Source organism: Dyadobacter sp. CY343 (assembly GCF_021390335.1).
Classification (GTDB): Bacteria; Bacteroidota; Bacteroidia; order Cytophagales; family Spirosomataceae; genus Dyadobacter.
Genome location: NZ_JAJUXK010000003.1, coordinates 207898 through 222178, shown reverse-complemented (window position 1 = coordinate 222178; position 14281 = coordinate 207898). Strand labels below are relative to the sequence as shown.

Annotated in this window: 16 protein-coding genes and 1 tRNA gene; 9 read left to right on the top strand and 8 right to left on the bottom strand. The window is 44.6% G+C overall.

Features of this window, described 5'->3' with window-relative positions:
* Positions 1–997 precede the first annotated feature (997 nt).
* Together LZG94_RS09310 and LZG94_RS09305 are read right to left on the bottom strand one after the other, a co-directional pair.
* Positions 998–1195, bottom strand: a complete 198-nt coding sequence (locus LZG94_RS09310) for a hypothetical protein (RefSeq protein ID WP_233791633.1) — start codon at positions 1193–1195, stop codon at positions 998–1000.
* A 355-nt stretch (positions 1196–1550) separates the two neighbouring features.
* A tRNA-Lys gene (locus LZG94_RS09305) sits at positions 1551–1623 on the bottom strand.
* Between the two features lie 197 nt (positions 1624–1820).
* Between LZG94_RS09305 and LZG94_RS09300 the strand changes: the two genes are divergently transcribed.
* Together LZG94_RS09300 and LZG94_RS09295 are read left to right on the top strand one after the other, a co-directional pair.
* Positions 1821–2555 carry an SH3 domain-containing protein gene (locus tag LZG94_RS09300; RefSeq protein ID WP_233791632.1) on the top strand — a complete coding sequence of 245 codons (735 nt, stop codon included), beginning with the start codon at positions 1821–1823 and terminating at the stop codon, positions 2553–2555.
* A gap of 75 nt (positions 2556–2630) precedes the next feature.
* Positions 2631–3095: a CHRD domain-containing protein gene (locus LZG94_RS09295; RefSeq protein WP_215236785.1), complete on the top strand. Its 465-nt coding sequence runs from the start codon at positions 2631–2633 to the stop codon at positions 3093–3095.
* Positions 3096–3208: 113 nt separating this feature from the next.
* Here the strand turns inward: LZG94_RS09295 and LZG94_RS09290 are convergent, their stop codons facing one another.
* From LZG94_RS09290 to LZG94_RS09275, 4 genes are all read right to left on the bottom strand, one after another.
* The gene (locus tag LZG94_RS09290) at positions 3209–4441 is read right to left on the bottom strand and encodes a DEAD/DEAH box helicase (protein WP_233791631.1); all 1233 of its coding nucleotides are present in this window, start codon (positions 4439–4441) and stop codon (positions 3209–3211) included.
* 81 nt (positions 4442–4522) lie between these two features.
* Positions 4523–4822 (bottom strand): chaperone modulator CbpM, encoded by a 300-nt coding sequence (locus LZG94_RS09285; RefSeq protein ID WP_233791630.1) that lies wholly within the window; start codon positions 4820–4822, stop codon positions 4523–4525.
* Between the two features lie 12 nt (positions 4823–4834).
* Positions 4835–5716: a DnaJ C-terminal domain-containing protein gene (locus tag LZG94_RS09280; RefSeq protein WP_233791629.1), complete on the bottom strand. Its 882-nt coding sequence runs from the start codon at positions 5714–5716 to the stop codon at positions 4835–4837.
* Positions 5717–5769: 53 nt separating this feature from the next.
* Positions 5770–5991: a VF530 family DNA-binding protein gene (locus LZG94_RS09275; RefSeq protein ID WP_233792091.1), complete on the bottom strand. Its 222-nt coding sequence runs from the start codon at positions 5989–5991 to the stop codon at positions 5770–5772.
* A 93-nt stretch (positions 5992–6084) separates the two neighbouring features.
* Between LZG94_RS09275 and LZG94_RS09270 the strand changes: the two genes are divergently transcribed.
* Positions 6085–7068, top strand: coding sequence for a Gfo/Idh/MocA family protein (locus tag LZG94_RS09270; RefSeq protein ID WP_233791628.1), 984 nt, complete (start codon positions 6085–6087; stop codon positions 7066–7068).
* Positions 7069–7285: 217 nt separating this feature from the next.
* On the opposite strand, the gene LZG94_RS09265 is transcribed toward LZG94_RS09270, so the two are convergent.
* A complete protein-coding gene (locus LZG94_RS09265) occupies positions 7286–7618 on the bottom strand; it encodes a hypothetical protein (protein ID WP_233791627.1) in 333 nt (110 codons plus the stop codon).
* Between the two features lie 73 nt (positions 7619–7691).
* Here LZG94_RS09265 and LZG94_RS09260 point away from each other — a divergent pair, with 73 nt between their 5' ends.
* From LZG94_RS09260 to LZG94_RS09235, 6 genes are all read left to right on the top strand, one after another.
* The gene (locus LZG94_RS09260; protein ID WP_233791626.1) at positions 7692–8537 is read left to right on the top strand and encodes a methylated-DNA--[protein]-cysteine S-methyltransferase; all 846 of its coding nucleotides are present in this window, start codon (positions 7692–7694) and stop codon (positions 8535–8537) included.
* Between the two features lie 158 nt (positions 8538–8695).
* Positions 8696–9301 carry an outer membrane beta-barrel protein gene (locus LZG94_RS09255; protein WP_215236602.1) on the top strand — a complete coding sequence of 202 codons (606 nt, stop codon included), beginning with the start codon at positions 8696–8698 and terminating at the stop codon, positions 9299–9301.
* A 94-nt stretch (positions 9302–9395) separates the two neighbouring features.
* Positions 9396–10289, top strand: a complete 894-nt coding sequence (locus LZG94_RS09250; RefSeq protein ID WP_233791625.1) for a hypothetical protein — start codon at positions 9396–9398, stop codon at positions 10287–10289.
* An 11-nt stretch (positions 10290–10300) separates the two neighbouring features.
* Entirely contained in the window at positions 10301–11257 is a 957-nt protein-coding gene (gene miaA / locus LZG94_RS09245; protein WP_233791624.1) for a tRNA (adenosine(37)-N6)-dimethylallyltransferase MiaA, read from the top strand.
* A 27-nt stretch (positions 11258–11284) separates the two neighbouring features.
* A complete protein-coding gene (locus LZG94_RS09240; RefSeq protein ID WP_233791623.1) occupies positions 11285–11764 on the top strand; it encodes a hypothetical protein in 480 nt (159 codons plus the stop codon).
* Positions 11765–12053: 289 nt separating this feature from the next.
* Positions 12054–13334 carry a citrate synthase gene (locus LZG94_RS09235; protein WP_215236605.1) on the top strand — a complete coding sequence of 427 codons (1281 nt, stop codon included), beginning with the start codon at positions 12054–12056 and terminating at the stop codon, positions 13332–13334.
* Positions 13335–13609: 275 nt separating this feature from the next.
* Here LZG94_RS09235 and pdxH read toward each other — a convergent pair whose 3' ends face one another.
* On the bottom strand, positions 13610–14251 hold the full coding sequence (gene pdxH / locus LZG94_RS09230; RefSeq protein WP_233791622.1) for a pyridoxamine 5'-phosphate oxidase: 642 nt from the start codon (positions 14249–14251) through the stop codon (positions 13610–13612).
* Between the last annotated feature and the right edge of the window lie 30 nt (positions 14252–14281).

Genomic DNA, 14281 nt, shown 5'->3' with positions numbered 1-14281 from the left:
TAATTAAGTTTTCTCACGAGTTGGAGCGTTGTACTTGATCAGTCCCGTTATTTCTGCTTCTACAATTCCTAATATTGATAATGCAAAGCTAGACTACCGATTTGCGCCGTTCTTTAAACACTTATTAACATTTATAAAAAAATATAAAAATCCGGGAATTGTCATTTGTTGATCCTAAATCAAGAATCTTCGACTAGTTATCATTTGGATTTATACTAAGATTATTATCTACATTGCCTATTCCTTAAAAAGAAAGCTGTGCTCGTTCGCTATTCCGATAATAACCTAACAACAATCCGGCTCAGGTATCGCTTTCCCTCCTTTTGAGATTTCCAAAACCCCGAATTTATCTGGTAAATGAATACTTACTACTCACTTTGACAACAGCCATCTTTGCCAATAATTGCTTTTTTATCCTAGTCCCCTACAACGCCAAAATGTGTGTGCGCCTCTTACAACCGAAGCCTAACAAACTAATAGCCAATACAAAAACAAAATCTTCCCATACTCGATTGTATATATTTTATTAAGCATGATATATACCTCGCATATTGCAAAAGATACGGTACACGCGATTATTATTGCCAGTCTATATTTCTCTTCCAGTTTTTTAAACATATAAATGCAAGCTCAGAAACTCTTTAATCAGGTAGCTTTTCGGAATACTGCAATTCATAACATATTAATATATAAATAATACCTCTATCTGTTGTCGTAATTGTTGAGTCATTAGCCCTCGAACCAATCAGTACTAAGATCGGCATGATGGGTATCATACTACTATGAACTAGTAGTGTAACATCGTAATATTTATATAATTCTCCCGCCAGCGACTTCGGGGCGTTTGCCGGGCCAGATTAGATTGTAACACAATCTGACATCTGGCCGATTGCTTCTGGCAGCAGCGGAATGTGAGACTTGACATTCGTTTTCATCCGCTGGCTGAAATCCACTGCTCGCCGTCAATTCCCCGTGCTATATGGCTTTGTTGTAGTTTCTAAATGTCCGAGTATGCCAGGCCGGTGAAACAACAAAAGAGACAGGTATCGCGAACTTGTGCGAGACGATCACTAGCAAATTCTTTACTGCCCATTAAGTCCAGCTCAGCCCTGTTAAGCAGATAAATCGGTACTGACCCTTTTTGATAATTCTTCGGCTTCTTCAAATAGAAAAGCAGACTCAGTTTTGTTTTCATACCCATTTCAGGTTAAAAAGTTGAACAAAAGTAGTCTTGCAAGCCGTTACAGCACAAGATGTTTACGGCGTAAATAGGTTGTTACACAATGGGTTGTAGCGATTTTGGTGAGTAAAATTTGCAGATTCTTGAACTCACCGGATTACGCACCAAAAGTTTGTAGAAAATTGAATATTTTGGCATAATCCGGAAAACAAAAAAGCCTGCAATCGTTTGATTTGCAGGCTTTTGATGCTTTTTGTTATTTCTTGAAGTGATCCCGCTGGGATTCGAAACGCCCGGCGGCCCGGCCAGGACCCATACATTAAAAGTGTACGCTGCAAGCAAGAAAAGCGCCCTTTTGAGGCGCTTCAAGTGATCCCGCTGGGATTCGAACCCAGGACCCATACATTAAAAGTGTATTGCTCTACCAGCTGAGCTACGGAATCTTATTTTTTTGCTGCTATTACCTTGCGAACCCAGGCCCCATACATTAAAAGCGGACGCCGTGCGGTGTCGGTTCGCCGACGCGATTGCTCTACCAGCTGAGCTACGGAATCTTGTATTTTTCTTATTCTTTGCAACCTTGTATTAGCCGTAGCCTTTTCCGTAATTGCGATGCAAAAGTAGAATTCTAAAACGTATAATGCAAGCCCTAATCAAGAAATACCTGGCTTTCGGGATCGTGTTTTGTGCGGTTTTTATCTTTGAGCCGGCCTTTGCAGCGGATGCAAAAGAGTTAAAAACGGCTGATTCTCTGTTCGCTATGGGCAGGTATCCAGAGTCGCTCGTACTGTACCGGAAAAATTTTAACAGAGACGAAAAAAATAGTCAAAGCCTGCTGCTGAAACTTGCCTTCCTCGCTGAAAAGACCAATAATTACACCGATTGCCTCTATTACCTCAGCAAACTTGCCCTCGCCAATCCTTCCAGAAGACTGTTTGAAAAAATGGATAAACTGGCAGAAGAGCACAATCTCTCAGGGTATGAATTCGACGATTACAACTACTTCATCATATTTTATAGAAGATATGGTGACTATTTTCCACTTCTTTTATTGACACTGGGTACTTATATTGTAGTCATAATGGTTACAAAGACGCGGAGAAGAGAGCCGATCCTGCAAATTCACAAAATTTCCATTATTGTTTATTTACTGGTACTATTGGGAATACTAAATGTACCTTCCCTTTATCAAACGTGCATTGTGGTCAATGAGAACACCTTTCTGAGAGACGAGCCTTCTTCCGCTGCACCTGTGATTGAGCGAGTTGGAAAAGGGCACAAGCTGACGATTCTAGGGTCGGTGGACCATTGGAACCGCGTGATCTGGAACAACAGGATCGTCTACATCAGAAGGAATGACTTGTGGAATATATGAAAGGCTGATGGTATCATTTTTGCAGCGTATTACTTTGTATGTATATTTAAGGGTTAAATTTTTAAATTAAATTGTATGAAAAAGCCAATGAAACGTTTTTTACTATTGATCGCGGGGGTTATGATGTTGGGATTTGTGTCTTCCTGCAAAGAGGAAGGTCCTCATAAAGATGACATTGTAAGGTTCTCGGCAGTCATTAATAGTGCTCCAACTGTTCCGAAAGCTACTTCCTCAGCACAAGGAACCGGGGTTTTCGAGTACAACAAAACTACAATGGACCTTAAATACAATATTACTTATCAGAATATCACTCCTACCTCAGTGAATATACACAGCGCAAATCCAGCGTGGGAGGCAGGACCGATGGTTTTCCCGCTTTCTAATATGCCGGCAGGAAATCAGGTTCAGGGTAATGTGAAACTGAACGTTGAGCAACAAACTATGCTGATCACCGGAATGCTTTACGTGAATATTCCAACAGCAGAAAATATTTATGGTGAAATCCGCGGACAGATTCTGCCTGAGGAATCAAACGACTGAAAAATATATCTATCAGAATGAAAAATATATCTATCAGAATGAAAAATATATCTATCAGAATGAAAAAGAGCCGCTGCATGATGCAGCGGCTCTTTTTTTGTGGATTCCAATTTTTACTTCTTCTTCCCTTTCCGTGAACTCTGATACTCTTCTACTTCTTTCATCAGAGAATTCAGATCGTCATTTTGATCGGTCGTATATTCCAAAGTCGCGGAATAGTCAGTCTGGCTGATTTTCAGTACGTCGATCGGTTTGTCAAGATATTCCTGTATTTGATCCAAAACGGGTTTTTCTTCCGGGCTGCAAAATGAAACTGCAAGTCCCTTCTGCGTCCCGCGGCCCGTCCGCCCTACCCTGTGGACGTAATTTTCGGGCTGCTCGGGCATATCGTAGTTCACCACGTAGTCCACATTAGGGATATCGATCCCGCGCGCACTCACGTCCGTGGCGATCAATACTTTCGTTTCGCCGGTCTTGAACTGATTCAACGCTTTCACCCTCTCCGCCTGATCCTTATCTCCGTGAATGGTCAGACTTTTAATTTCCATTCTGTCCAGAGCCGCAAATACCCGCTCGGCGCGCACTTTTGTTCGTACAAAAACAAGGATCTTGCTGTCAGGATTTGACTTGATCGTTCTTTCGAGAAAGAAACGCTTATCATCCATATCCACAAAAGCTACCGAGTGATTGATATTGCGGGCGACAGGATTGTTGGGCGAAATCTGAATACGGATCGCGTTCCGGACCAGCGAGTACGCCAGTTTTTTAATGGTTTCATTAATAGTAGCCGAGAAAAAAAGCGTTTGCCTTTTCTTAGGCAGCAGCTTGATCAGATCCTGAATATCTTTAATAAAGCCCAGATCAAGCATGTGATCGGCTTCGTCCAGGATCAGTATATCAACCTTATCCAGCTTAATATGTCCCTGGCTCGCCAGGTCAAACATCCGCCCGGGTGTCGAAACCATGATATCAATGCCTTTTTCCAGCTGCGCGATCTGAGGCTCCTGCTCTACCCCGCCAAAAACACTGAAAACCTTGACTTTCGTGTGCTTTGCAAGCTTCGTAAACACGTCCGTAATCTGAATAGCCAGCTCCCGTGTCGGGACCATCACTACACACTTGATTCCGTCGGTACGGTTGGAAGTCTTGTCGCGCGCCAGCAAGTCAATCACCGGAATCGCGAAAGCGGCCGTTTTGCCGGTTCCCGTCTGCGCAATAGCAAGTACGTCCTCCCCTTTCAGGATCGCAGGTATCGCTTTAAATTGAATGTCCGTCGGTCGCTTGAACCCGGCAGTTTCCAGGTTTCGCTTGATTTCGGGCGAAATATGATAGTCTTCGAATTTCATATAAAAAGTATGACTAAGGCAGAAATCAGCTGCCTTAAATATGCATAAAGCATCAAAAGTAGGTTAAAACCACCGATTAACTCACAGGTCGCGCTCGTAAAACCTCAGCCGGTTTTTGAGCGTCAATATCTCCCGGCTTAGATTATCAACCCGATTAAGTAAATTATCTACGGCTTCAATTCCGGCTATATTAATGTCCAGATCGCGGTGCAGGCGGATCAGTCGCTCGATTTTACGTAACTGCGGAATTTGCAGAAACCGGCTTTCATTCACCTCCACCAACTCGATCAGATCGCTGTTTTGAAGTGATTCAACAAACGAATATTCCACCTCATAGTAAGTGCAGAATGTATCGATAGCTATCAATTGATCATTTTCCATAACAAAATGGATTTAGGATTTTGACAATTCGAGAAACAATTCTTTTTGACGCTCGGTCAGGTTCTTGGGAATCTTTACGTCAAATGTCACGTACAGATCTCCAAACTCACCTTCCTTTTTATACACAGGAAAACCTTTCCCTTTCAACCGGACCACACTTCCGTTCTGCGTTTCTGGCTTGACTGGCAGCTTCACTTTTCCGCTGAGAGTATCAAGAATCAATTCGCCTCCGAGCACCGCAGTATAAAGGTCCAGTTCAGCTTTAATGTGCAAGTCGTTTCCGGTCCGCCTGATCTTTTCGTCGTTTCTGATCTGAAAAGTAATGTAAAGATCTCCGTCGGGACCGCCGTTGCTGCCCTTCCCGCCATGCCCCGGAATTTTAATAGTCTGCCCGTTTTCAATACCGGCCGGAACAGTAATACGAATGTTCCTGCCATTTACAGTCAATGTCTGCTTGTGCGTTTCGTAAGCCTGCTGCAAATTGAGATTTACTTCGGCCTGATAATCCTGCCCCCGAAAACGAGCCTGCCGCCCGCCGCCGAAGCCGCTGCCTGATCCAAACATTGATTCAAAAAAATCTGAAAACTGATCACCGCCGCCGGAATATTGCTGTCCCTGGTAGCTGTTTGCATTACCTCTCGCCCGACGCGCACTTTCAAACTCGTCGCTATGCTGCCAGTCTTTTCCATACTGGTCATATTTCTTCCGCTTTTCAGGGTCACTCAGCACTTCATTCGCTTCGTTCAGCTCCTTGAATTTTTGCTCCGCCTCTTTATCGTCGGGATTAAGGTCGGGGTGGAATTTGCGTGCAAGCTTCCGGTAAGCGTTTTTAATTGCTTTCTCGTCGGCACTTTTGTCGACGCCGAGGATTTGATAATAATCTACAAATGGCATAATCAATACACTATATAATGTTGATTCATGAACAGCCTGCAAGTCCGAACCATTTATTTGCGTTCCAGCATTTCAAGATAAAGATCTTCTACCTTTTTCCTTGCCCAGGGTGTTTTCCGTAAAAATTTCAGGCTCGACTTGACGCTTGGTTCGTGGTTAAAGCTATTGATATTAATATGATAACCCAGTTGTTCCCACCCATAATATTCCACCAGCTCGTTTAAAATTGATTCAAGTGTTTTTCCATGGAGGGGATTATTGGGCTGATTATGCATTTCAAGCTCGGTTTTCATATAAGTTTTAAAGTAGATTTAACCTCCTAAATAATTATTAAGCCAATAGTTTAGTTCAAATCTTTTTTTCTTCTGATGGATCAAATCAAATGGGGGATCATTGGCTGCGGCAATGTGACCGAAGTGAAAAGCGGCCCCGCGTTCAATAAAGTAAAAAATTCGAAGCTCGTCGCCGTAATGCGCCGGAATGCCGAATTGGCTGAGGATTACGCAACCAGGCACAATGTACCAAAATGGTACGACGATGCCGACGAGCTGATCAATGATCCGGAAGTGAATGCGATTTACATTGCCACCCCACCCGACGCCCACGAAGAACTTGCTATCAAAGCAATGCAGGCGGGCAAACCGGTTTATATTGAAAAACCAATGGGCCGTACCTTCGCCGAATGCGAGCGGATCAATGAAGAAAGCAAACGTACAGGCATCCCCGTATTCGTAGCCTATTACCGTCGCGCGCTCGATTATTTCCTCAAAGTAAAAGAACTGATCGATAGCAAAGTGATCGGCGATATTCGTTTTGTCGACATTTACCTGCAATGGCAACCTTACGAAGAAGAAGTGGGCAGCAAACCAAAACCCCGCTGGCGGGTAGATCCCGAAGTTTCCGGCGGCGGTCACTTTCACGACCTCGCATCGCATCAGTTTGATTTACTGGAATATGTTCTCGGGCCGGTAAAATCGGCTTCCGGTATTGCGCGGAACCAGGCGGGACTTTATAGCGCCGACGATATTGTGGTCGCAACCTATGAATTTGAGTCGGGCGTTTTGGGAAAAGGAAGCTGGTGTTATACGGTCAATAAGGAGCAAAGAGCAGATCACGCGCAGATCGTGGGCTCAAAAGGCCGGATCAGCTTTTCTTTTTTTGAGAAATTTGATATTATGATTGAAACTGAAAAAGGAACGCAAACGCTGAATATCCCTTATCCAAAGCACGTACAGCAGCCACTTATCGACCTGATCGTTCAGGACTTACGGGGCGAGGGAAAATGTCCGAGCACCGGCGAGACAGGCGCGCGGGCCAACCTGATCATGGACTGGATCACGCAAAAGCAATAATTTTCGTTTTTGCTGATACAAAATTTTATACTAATTCTGTTATTTGTAAAACTCTAACTCAAAATCGACAGTCATGGCAAAAGGTAAGAATCTTGACAAAGGCAGCACCAAAAAGGAGGCCGAAAAATCTTTGAAGGAGAAACGCGCGGATAAGAAGGCGAAAAAAGATAGTAAGAAGGAATACTAAGAAAAGAGCTCCCGAAAGGAGCTCTTCTTTTTAATATATTTCCCGGTTGGTCTTGTACTTACCGAGTCTTTTCTTAGATCTGATTATTTTTGAATGGATCTTATTCTTCTCATCAGGTGTCATCATATCGTCGGCCATCGCTTTTTCAATGGCTAGTTTAATGATCTCCTGTTCGTTTTTAAGCTTGCGGTATTCATTTTCAGATAGTTTCTTGTTCTTATAATCCGCTTCGATCTGCCCGTCTAGCTTTTTCAGATCCGCTTTAAAATTCTGGGCAAATGCGCCGGTTGAACAAAGAAATGCAACTGCTAATGTGGCTGCCAATTTTCTAATTGAAGATGTTTTGCGATCGTTTTGTTTCATGGACTATTGAGCAAGTTTCAGGTTGAAGACGATAAAAATACATACCAGATTTGTATAACAAAACATTCATCCAATGGACCAGCAAACTTACAATTACGAGAAAATTGCAAAGGCGATTGAATTTATCGTCGCCAATGCAAAGGAACAACCGTCGCTTTTTGATGTGGCAGAGGAGGTTAACATTAGCCAGTTTCATTTCCAGCGCGTGTTCTCGGAATGGGCCGGCGTGAGTCCCAAAAAATTCCTCCAATATATTACAGCCGGTTATCTGAAAGAAAAAATCCGGGAATCAGCAAACCTGACAGAACTCGCCGAGCTCGCCGGCTTATCCAGCCAGAGCCGCGTTTACGACCATTTTACTTCCATCGAAGCAGTTACCCCACAGGAATTCCGGAGCTCGGGAAAGGGGCTGGCGATCCGCTACGGTTACCACGAAACACCGTTTGGAAATTGCTTCCTAGCTGTCACCGAACGCGGTATATGCGCGATGGCATTTGTTGACGCAGATTCGAAAGAAGACCAGCTGATCCGCCTGGCTAAAAAATGGCATTACGCCGAAATTACTGCGGATCAGGAAGTTACAGCGCCTTACATTCGAAGGATATTCAGTGCTGATAAAAAATCACTGGAAAAACTGCCGCTGCTTGTGCAGGGTACCAACTTTCAATTAAAAGTCTGGGAGGCATTATTGAATATTCCCAACGGCGCCGTGACAACCTACCAGCAAATTGCGAATAGCATTGGCCACCCGGGAGCAGTTCGAGCAGTAGGTACCGCTGTCGGTGACAACCCTATTGCGTACCTGATTCCCTGCCACCGCGTGATCCGAAAGGAAGGTATTTTGGGAGAATATCGCTGGGGTAGTCTGCGCAAAAAAGCTTTGATCGGCTGGGAGGCAGCCCACCACAATGAGGAATAATTTGCACAGCAACTATCGCTATCAAATAGCATAATAGCGCGCAAATGATATCCTAACCTCTTGTGTATTAGACCGTAATTTTTCTTTACAATTCAACTTTTTCATGATGGACTGATATTGGAGGGTATATAATCCATCAATCAACCAAATCATCAGACATGAAAAAGACCTTATTCCGCACACTGGCCATCGTGGCCTTCGTGTCCGCTCTTAGCTCGGCCAGCTACGCACAGTTTTCCATCGGACTTCAGGGTGGAATTGCAAAATCAAATGTGGAAGATTCCAAAACAGTAGCAGGCGGCGGAGTTAACCTGCGCGTGTTCACTTCGCCGCGGTTTGCAGTCGGCGTGGCTGGTAAAATTTACGCAGACGGAAGCGATTACACCATCGCCGGACAAACGCTGAGCTCCACCGGAACGTTGATGCCGGTAACTGGTACCCTCGATTATTTTTTCGCAGAGGGACTTATCCGTCCGTATGTAGGCGGTGACGCGGGTGTGTACTTCTCGAAATACAATGCAGAGTTTAACGGAAATACGATCGTGGAATCGTCTCGCCACAGCAATTTCGGTGCGGCGCCGCGTGCAGGTTTACTGTTTGCGTTCGGTAATTTGGGTATCCAGGTGGAAGGTATTTACCACTTTGTATTTGGAAATAAAAACCATAACTCAACCACTGGCGGGCCGAACAATGTTGATTTCGAATCGACTTCGAATTTTGGCGGCGTGAATGTGGGTGTTATTTTCGGTTTGGGAGGTAAGTAATCCACTTCTTGAACCTGGTTAAAAACGCGTCGAAAGGCGCGTTTTTTTTGTTCTGTCCATATTCGGCTCTAACTTTCCCGAAAAATAACGCCCCTTGAAAGCTTCAATCCCATTTAAAGATCAGATATCAGATTGGTTCTTATCAATGGGTTTTGAATGCAGGGAAGCGCAAAAGATCGCCGGCATTTTTACGGTATTTCATATTTTTAAAAATAACCAAAACAGACTTGCGCTGGTACTGATCGATCTGGATGTTTGGGCTAATGAAAATGCATTGGATAAGTGGCCTGCGTGTCTTCAATATGTTCAGCATGTTCGTGATAGCGGCTTGACGACCGTTGTTTTATGGGAGGATTTTTGGTTGAATAAAAAGAACATAGTCCAGTCGCGGCTTGCGGCAATTCTTGGACTAGCACATAAAATACCCGCGCGCCTCACCAAAGTTCGCCGCATCGACAAAGAAACGACCGACCGGTTCTTGGCAGAAAACCATTTAAATGGTCCGGTATCTGCTAAATACAAATACGGGCTCTACCTCCCGGCCAGCCACTATCGCGTTCTGAATGAAATGCTTACACCGGAAATAGGCTCTACTGAAATACTGGTAGCTGTTGCGACTTTCAGCTATCCACGTATTTTCAATAAAGAAACGAACCCACTCCGCTCGCACGAATTGATCCGGTTTGCCAGTTTGCGCGATTGCAATGTAGTCGGTGGGCTGGACAAACTTTTGCAGGCTTTTATCAGGGAAAAAGAGCCGGGAGATATTATGACTTATGCCGATGTAGAATGGTCTGCGGGAGCCAGTTACAACAAATTAGGGTTTAAAAAAATAGCTCAGACCCAGCCCGAAGCTTTTTATATTGACACAAAAACAATGCATCGGAAAACTGGGACCGGAACAGCCAATCAAGTGCGTGAAAACGATATAGAGATCCGGAATATGGGCAGCATTAAGTTTGTAAAACAGATCCTCAACTCCATTTAAATGTCGGGAATATGCAAATGAAAAAGCCACTTCTGGTTGTTCTCGGCCCTACTGCCTCAGGAAAAACACATTTGGCAGTGCAGGTTGCGGCGGAGCTCGACGGAGAAATTGTAAGCGCCGATTCGCGGCAGGTATACCGGGAAATGGATATCGGTACCGGCAAGGATCTTGGCGAATATCAGCTTGGCGGAAACCATGTCCCCTATCACCTGATCAATATTGCAGATGCGGGCACGCAATATAATGTGAACGATTTCCAGCACGATTTCGAGAAGGTACATCAGGATATTATCGCCAGAAACCGGGTACCGATTCTTTGCGGCGGCTCCGGGTTTTATATTTATGCATTACTGAAAGGCCACGCGTATTCGGCTATTCCGGTCAACGAGAGTTTGCGGGAAAAATTAGCAGAGGTTTCGAATGAACAGCTACTTACACATTTCAATTCATATAACACAGACTACCAGGAACTTGCAGATACTTCAACCAGGAAGCGCCTGATCCGTGCGATCGAAATTTCTGAATATCTGTCTGCCAACCCGGCGGCTGGTAATCAGTTTTCAAAGCCAGATCTCGCGCAGCAAAGTATCATTTTCGGACTGAACCCGGCCGTCGAGATCCGTCGCGAGCGTATCAGTACCAGACTGAACCAGCGACTTGAAAACGGTTTGGTTGAAGAAGTAGAGCAGCTTTTGAAAAAATTAGCGCCCGATCAACTGGTTTATTATGGTTTGGAATACAAATACATTACCCTGTACCTGACCGGCGAGCTGGACTTTGCGACTATGAAAAGCAAGCTCGAAACAGAAATCCATCGCTTCGCCAAGCGGCAAATGACGTTTTTCAGGAAAATGGAAAAGGACGGGCTGGCAATTCACTGGCTAAGCGACGACTGGAACGAGCGGCAGAAAATTGAATATATGGCGCAGCAATATCTTGGTTTTGAAGCACAGAGAAGTAAGAGTTAACACCTAAAAATGGCGTCATAAAAAGCAATGAACAGAAAAATAAGCAGCCTCCTGCTATTGTTGGTACTGACAATTACCGACGCCTACTTACTGGCGCACCCCAATCTGATCGGCAGGATTGGCATTTTTGTTTACAAACACACCTATATCCGCAATTTTCCGAGAGCGTTATTAACAGTAGCATTGACGGTCGGAATTGCATTGTCGCTCAGCGAGTTGGCTTACCGTTTTATGAAGAAGAAACCAGCGCTGATCACTTTCCTGTTTTTGGATGCTGTCGCCCTGGCCTGGTTCATGTATGTGTATGTCACTTTTTCCTCCTTCTCGTACCGACTTACCGGTAAGGCATTTATCTACGGCGCGCATTTGATGCCGGTGATTCTGATCGGCATTTTTAGCAGGTATTTGTTCAAAAGGATCCTCGCCGCGGAGGTAAACAGCAAGGGAATCAGTGCTGCTGGAAGTTCGGAAAATAGTGGCGTGAAGCCGCCCGATGGACCTATTTGAATGCAGATTAGCAGGCTCAATATAATATTGGTACTATTCCGCTCAATTATAAAATATTATTGTTTAGGACTTGATTTTTCACAAATTAAACATGGATAATAATAGAAAATACGCGGTTTTTTAGGATATTGCGGCTTGTCTTGGACGCGGAAATCGCCGATTCCCGGGCTATTTAACACAAAATTAATTTGTTGGATAAGTAAATCAGCGTCGGGCAAAATCTTTGGAATGCGTTGGCCTGATCCGGACCTGTCCCGTCATTAACCTTTTTAATTTTATTCTTAATTATATGTCCCAAATAGCTGAATTAACCCTTGATGGTCAAAAGTTTGAGTTCCCGGTAATTGAAGGAAGTGAGCAGGAAAAAGCGATTGATATTGCGAAGCTGCGGGACCAGACAGGGTATATTACTATTGACGCCGGCTATAAAAATACCGGTGCTACAAAAAGCGCTATCACATTTTTGGATGGTGAAGAAGGTATACTGAATTACAGAGGATATTCGATAGAGGATTTGGCCGAGAAGGCGTCGTTCCTGGAAGTAGCTTACCTGCTAATTTACGGAGAGCTGCCCACTGAAAAGCAATTTGCTGACTTCGAGCACGAAATCAGAACGCATACGCTGGTGAATGAGGATATGCGCAAGATTTTCGAAGGATTTCCGGTGAACGCGCACCCGATGGGTGTTTTGTCTTCGCTGGTAAGTGCCATGAGCTCTTTCTATCCTGACAGTGACCAATATAGCGAAGAAGTAACCCAGCTGCATATCATTCGGTTGCTTTCAAAACTGCCGACTATTGCGACCTGGTCTTACAAAAAATCGCAGGGACACCCGGTTAACTATCCGCAGAATGACCTGGATTATTGTTCCAATTTCCTGAATATGATGTTTTCGCTCCCGGTAGCGAAATATAATGTGGATCCAGTGGTTTCGGCTGCATTGAACAAGCTGCTGATCCTTCACGCTGACCACGAACAAAACTGCTCTACTTCTACCGTAAGGCTGGTTGGTTCATCCCATGCTAATATTTATTCGTCGATCTCGGCTGGTATCAGCGCATTGTGGGGGCCCCTTCACGGCGGTGCAAACCAGGAAGTGATCGAAATGCTGGAAGCAATTAAAAACGACGGCGGCGATACGCAGAAGTATATTGATATGGCAAAAGACAAAACGAGCGGTTTCCGTTTGTTCGGTTTTGGTCACCGGGTTTACAAGAACTTTGACCCACGTGCCCGCATCATCAAAAAAGCTGCCGACGACGTACTGAACAAGCTGGGTATCAATGATCCTGTATTGGAAATTGCCCAGAAATTGGAAAAAGCGGCTTTGGAGGACGATTATTTCGTACAAAGAAAGTTGTATCCGAATGTAGATTTTTACTCAGGAATCATTTACCGCGCGTTGGGTATTCCTACCAATATGTTTACGGTTATGTTTGCTATCGGCCGGCTTCCGGGCTGGATTGCGCAATGGAAAGAAATGCGGGCTAATAAAGAACCAATCGGCCGCCCGCGTCAGATTTACGTAGGCGCTCCCAAAAGAGACTTTGTTGCGATGAGCGAGAGATAACAATATGTTAAAGCAAAAAATGAGGCTGACGTTAATTCGTCAGCCTCATTTTTTTGTTAGCCTGCTTTGTTAGTGTGCCTCTGCCTTGTCAGTAAGTATTCGCTTTCTGCCTTGTCAGTAAGTATTTGCTTTCTGCCTTGTCAGTAAGTATTTGCTTTCTGCCTTGTCAGTAAGTATTTGCTTTCTGCCTTGTCAGCCTGAGCGTAGTCGAAGGCACGTGCCTTCGACTACGCTCAGGCTGACAATACAAGGACGATCTAGGACAAAAAAGCAACCTAGGGCGACAGCCTCTCGATCTTCCAATTACCGGACTTTCCTTTTTCAAAAACAAGCCGGTCGTGCAACCGGCTTGGCCTGCCTTGCCAAAACTCCATGCGTTCTGGGATTACACGGTAACCTCCCCAATGCGGCGGGCGAGGCACTTCGTGGCCTTCAAATCTATCCTCAAATTCTCTCGTTTTTTCCTCTAAAAAAGCCCGGTCCGGAATCACTTCACTTTGTTCCGAAACCCACGCGCCTATCTGACTTCCTCTCGGCCGGACAGCAAAGTATTCAGACGATTCTTCCGGGCTGGTTTTGACAACAATTCCTTCAATCCGGACCTGCCTTTCAAGCTCTTTCCAAAAGAAGGTAAGTGCCACCTGATTGTTCTCTTCCATGTCCCTGCCCTTTTTACTCTGGTAATTTGTAAAAAAGGAGAATCCGGTCTCGGTGAGGTCTTTCAGCAGCACGATCCGGGCCGACGGGCGGCCGTTGGAAACCGTGCTGAGCAGCATGGCATTTGCTTCGGAAACACCCGCCAGAACAGCCTCATCAAACCATAACTTAAACTGTTTCAGCGGATTTGTATCCAGATCTACTTCATTGAGACCTTTCAAACTATAATCGTAGCGAATTCCTGCAATTTTATGATCCATTTGGTGCTAATATATCAATGTTAGGACGTC

Excerpts from the sequence above, each read along its gene's own strand:
- LZG94_RS09310 (WP_233791633.1), bottom strand. The coding sequence starts at position 1,195 with ATGAAAACAAAACTGAGTCTGCTTTTCTATTTGAAGAAGCCGAAGAAT.
- LZG94_RS09300 (WP_233791632.1), top strand. The coding sequence starts at position 1,821 with ATGCAAGCCCTAATCAAGAAATACCTGGCTTTCGGGATCGTGTTTTGT.
- LZG94_RS09295 (WP_215236785.1), top strand. The coding sequence starts at position 2,631 with ATGAAAAAGCCAATGAAACGTTTTTTACTATTGATCGCGGGGGTTATG.
- LZG94_RS09290 (WP_233791631.1), bottom strand. The coding sequence starts at position 4,441 with ATGAAATTCGAAGACTATCATATTTCGCCCGAAATCAAGCGAAACCTG.
- LZG94_RS09285 (WP_233791630.1), bottom strand. The coding sequence starts at position 4,822 with ATGGAAAATGATCAATTGATAGCTATCGATACATTCTGCACTTACTAT.
- LZG94_RS09280 (WP_233791629.1), bottom strand. The coding sequence starts at position 5,716 with ATGCCATTTGTAGATTATTATCAAATCCTCGGCGTCGACAAAAGTGCC.
- LZG94_RS09275 (WP_233792091.1), bottom strand. The coding sequence starts at position 5,991 with ATGCATAATCAGCCCAATAATCCCCTCCATGGAAAAACACTTGAATCA.
- LZG94_RS09270 (WP_233791628.1), top strand. The coding sequence starts at position 6,085 with ATGGATCAAATCAAATGGGGGATCATTGGCTGCGGCAATGTGACCGAA.
- LZG94_RS09265 (WP_233791627.1), bottom strand. The coding sequence starts at position 7,618 with ATGAAACAAAACGATCGCAAAACATCTTCAATTAGAAAATTGGCAGCC.
- LZG94_RS09260 (WP_233791626.1), top strand. The coding sequence starts at position 7,692 with ATGGACCAGCAAACTTACAATTACGAGAAAATTGCAAAGGCGATTGAA.
- LZG94_RS09255 (WP_215236602.1), top strand. The coding sequence starts at position 8,696 with ATGAAAAAGACCTTATTCCGCACACTGGCCATCGTGGCCTTCGTGTCC.
- miaA (WP_233791624.1), top strand. The coding sequence starts at position 10,301 with ATGCAAATGAAAAAGCCACTTCTGGTTGTTCTCGGCCCTACTGCCTCA.
- LZG94_RS09240 (WP_233791623.1), top strand. The coding sequence starts at position 11,285 with ATGAACAGAAAAATAAGCAGCCTCCTGCTATTGTTGGTACTGACAATT.
- LZG94_RS09235 (WP_215236605.1), top strand. The coding sequence starts at position 12,054 with ATGTCCCAAATAGCTGAATTAACCCTTGATGGTCAAAAGTTTGAGTTC.
- pdxH (WP_233791622.1), bottom strand. The coding sequence starts at position 14,251 with ATGGATCATAAAATTGCAGGAATTCGCTACGATTATAGTTTGAAAGGT.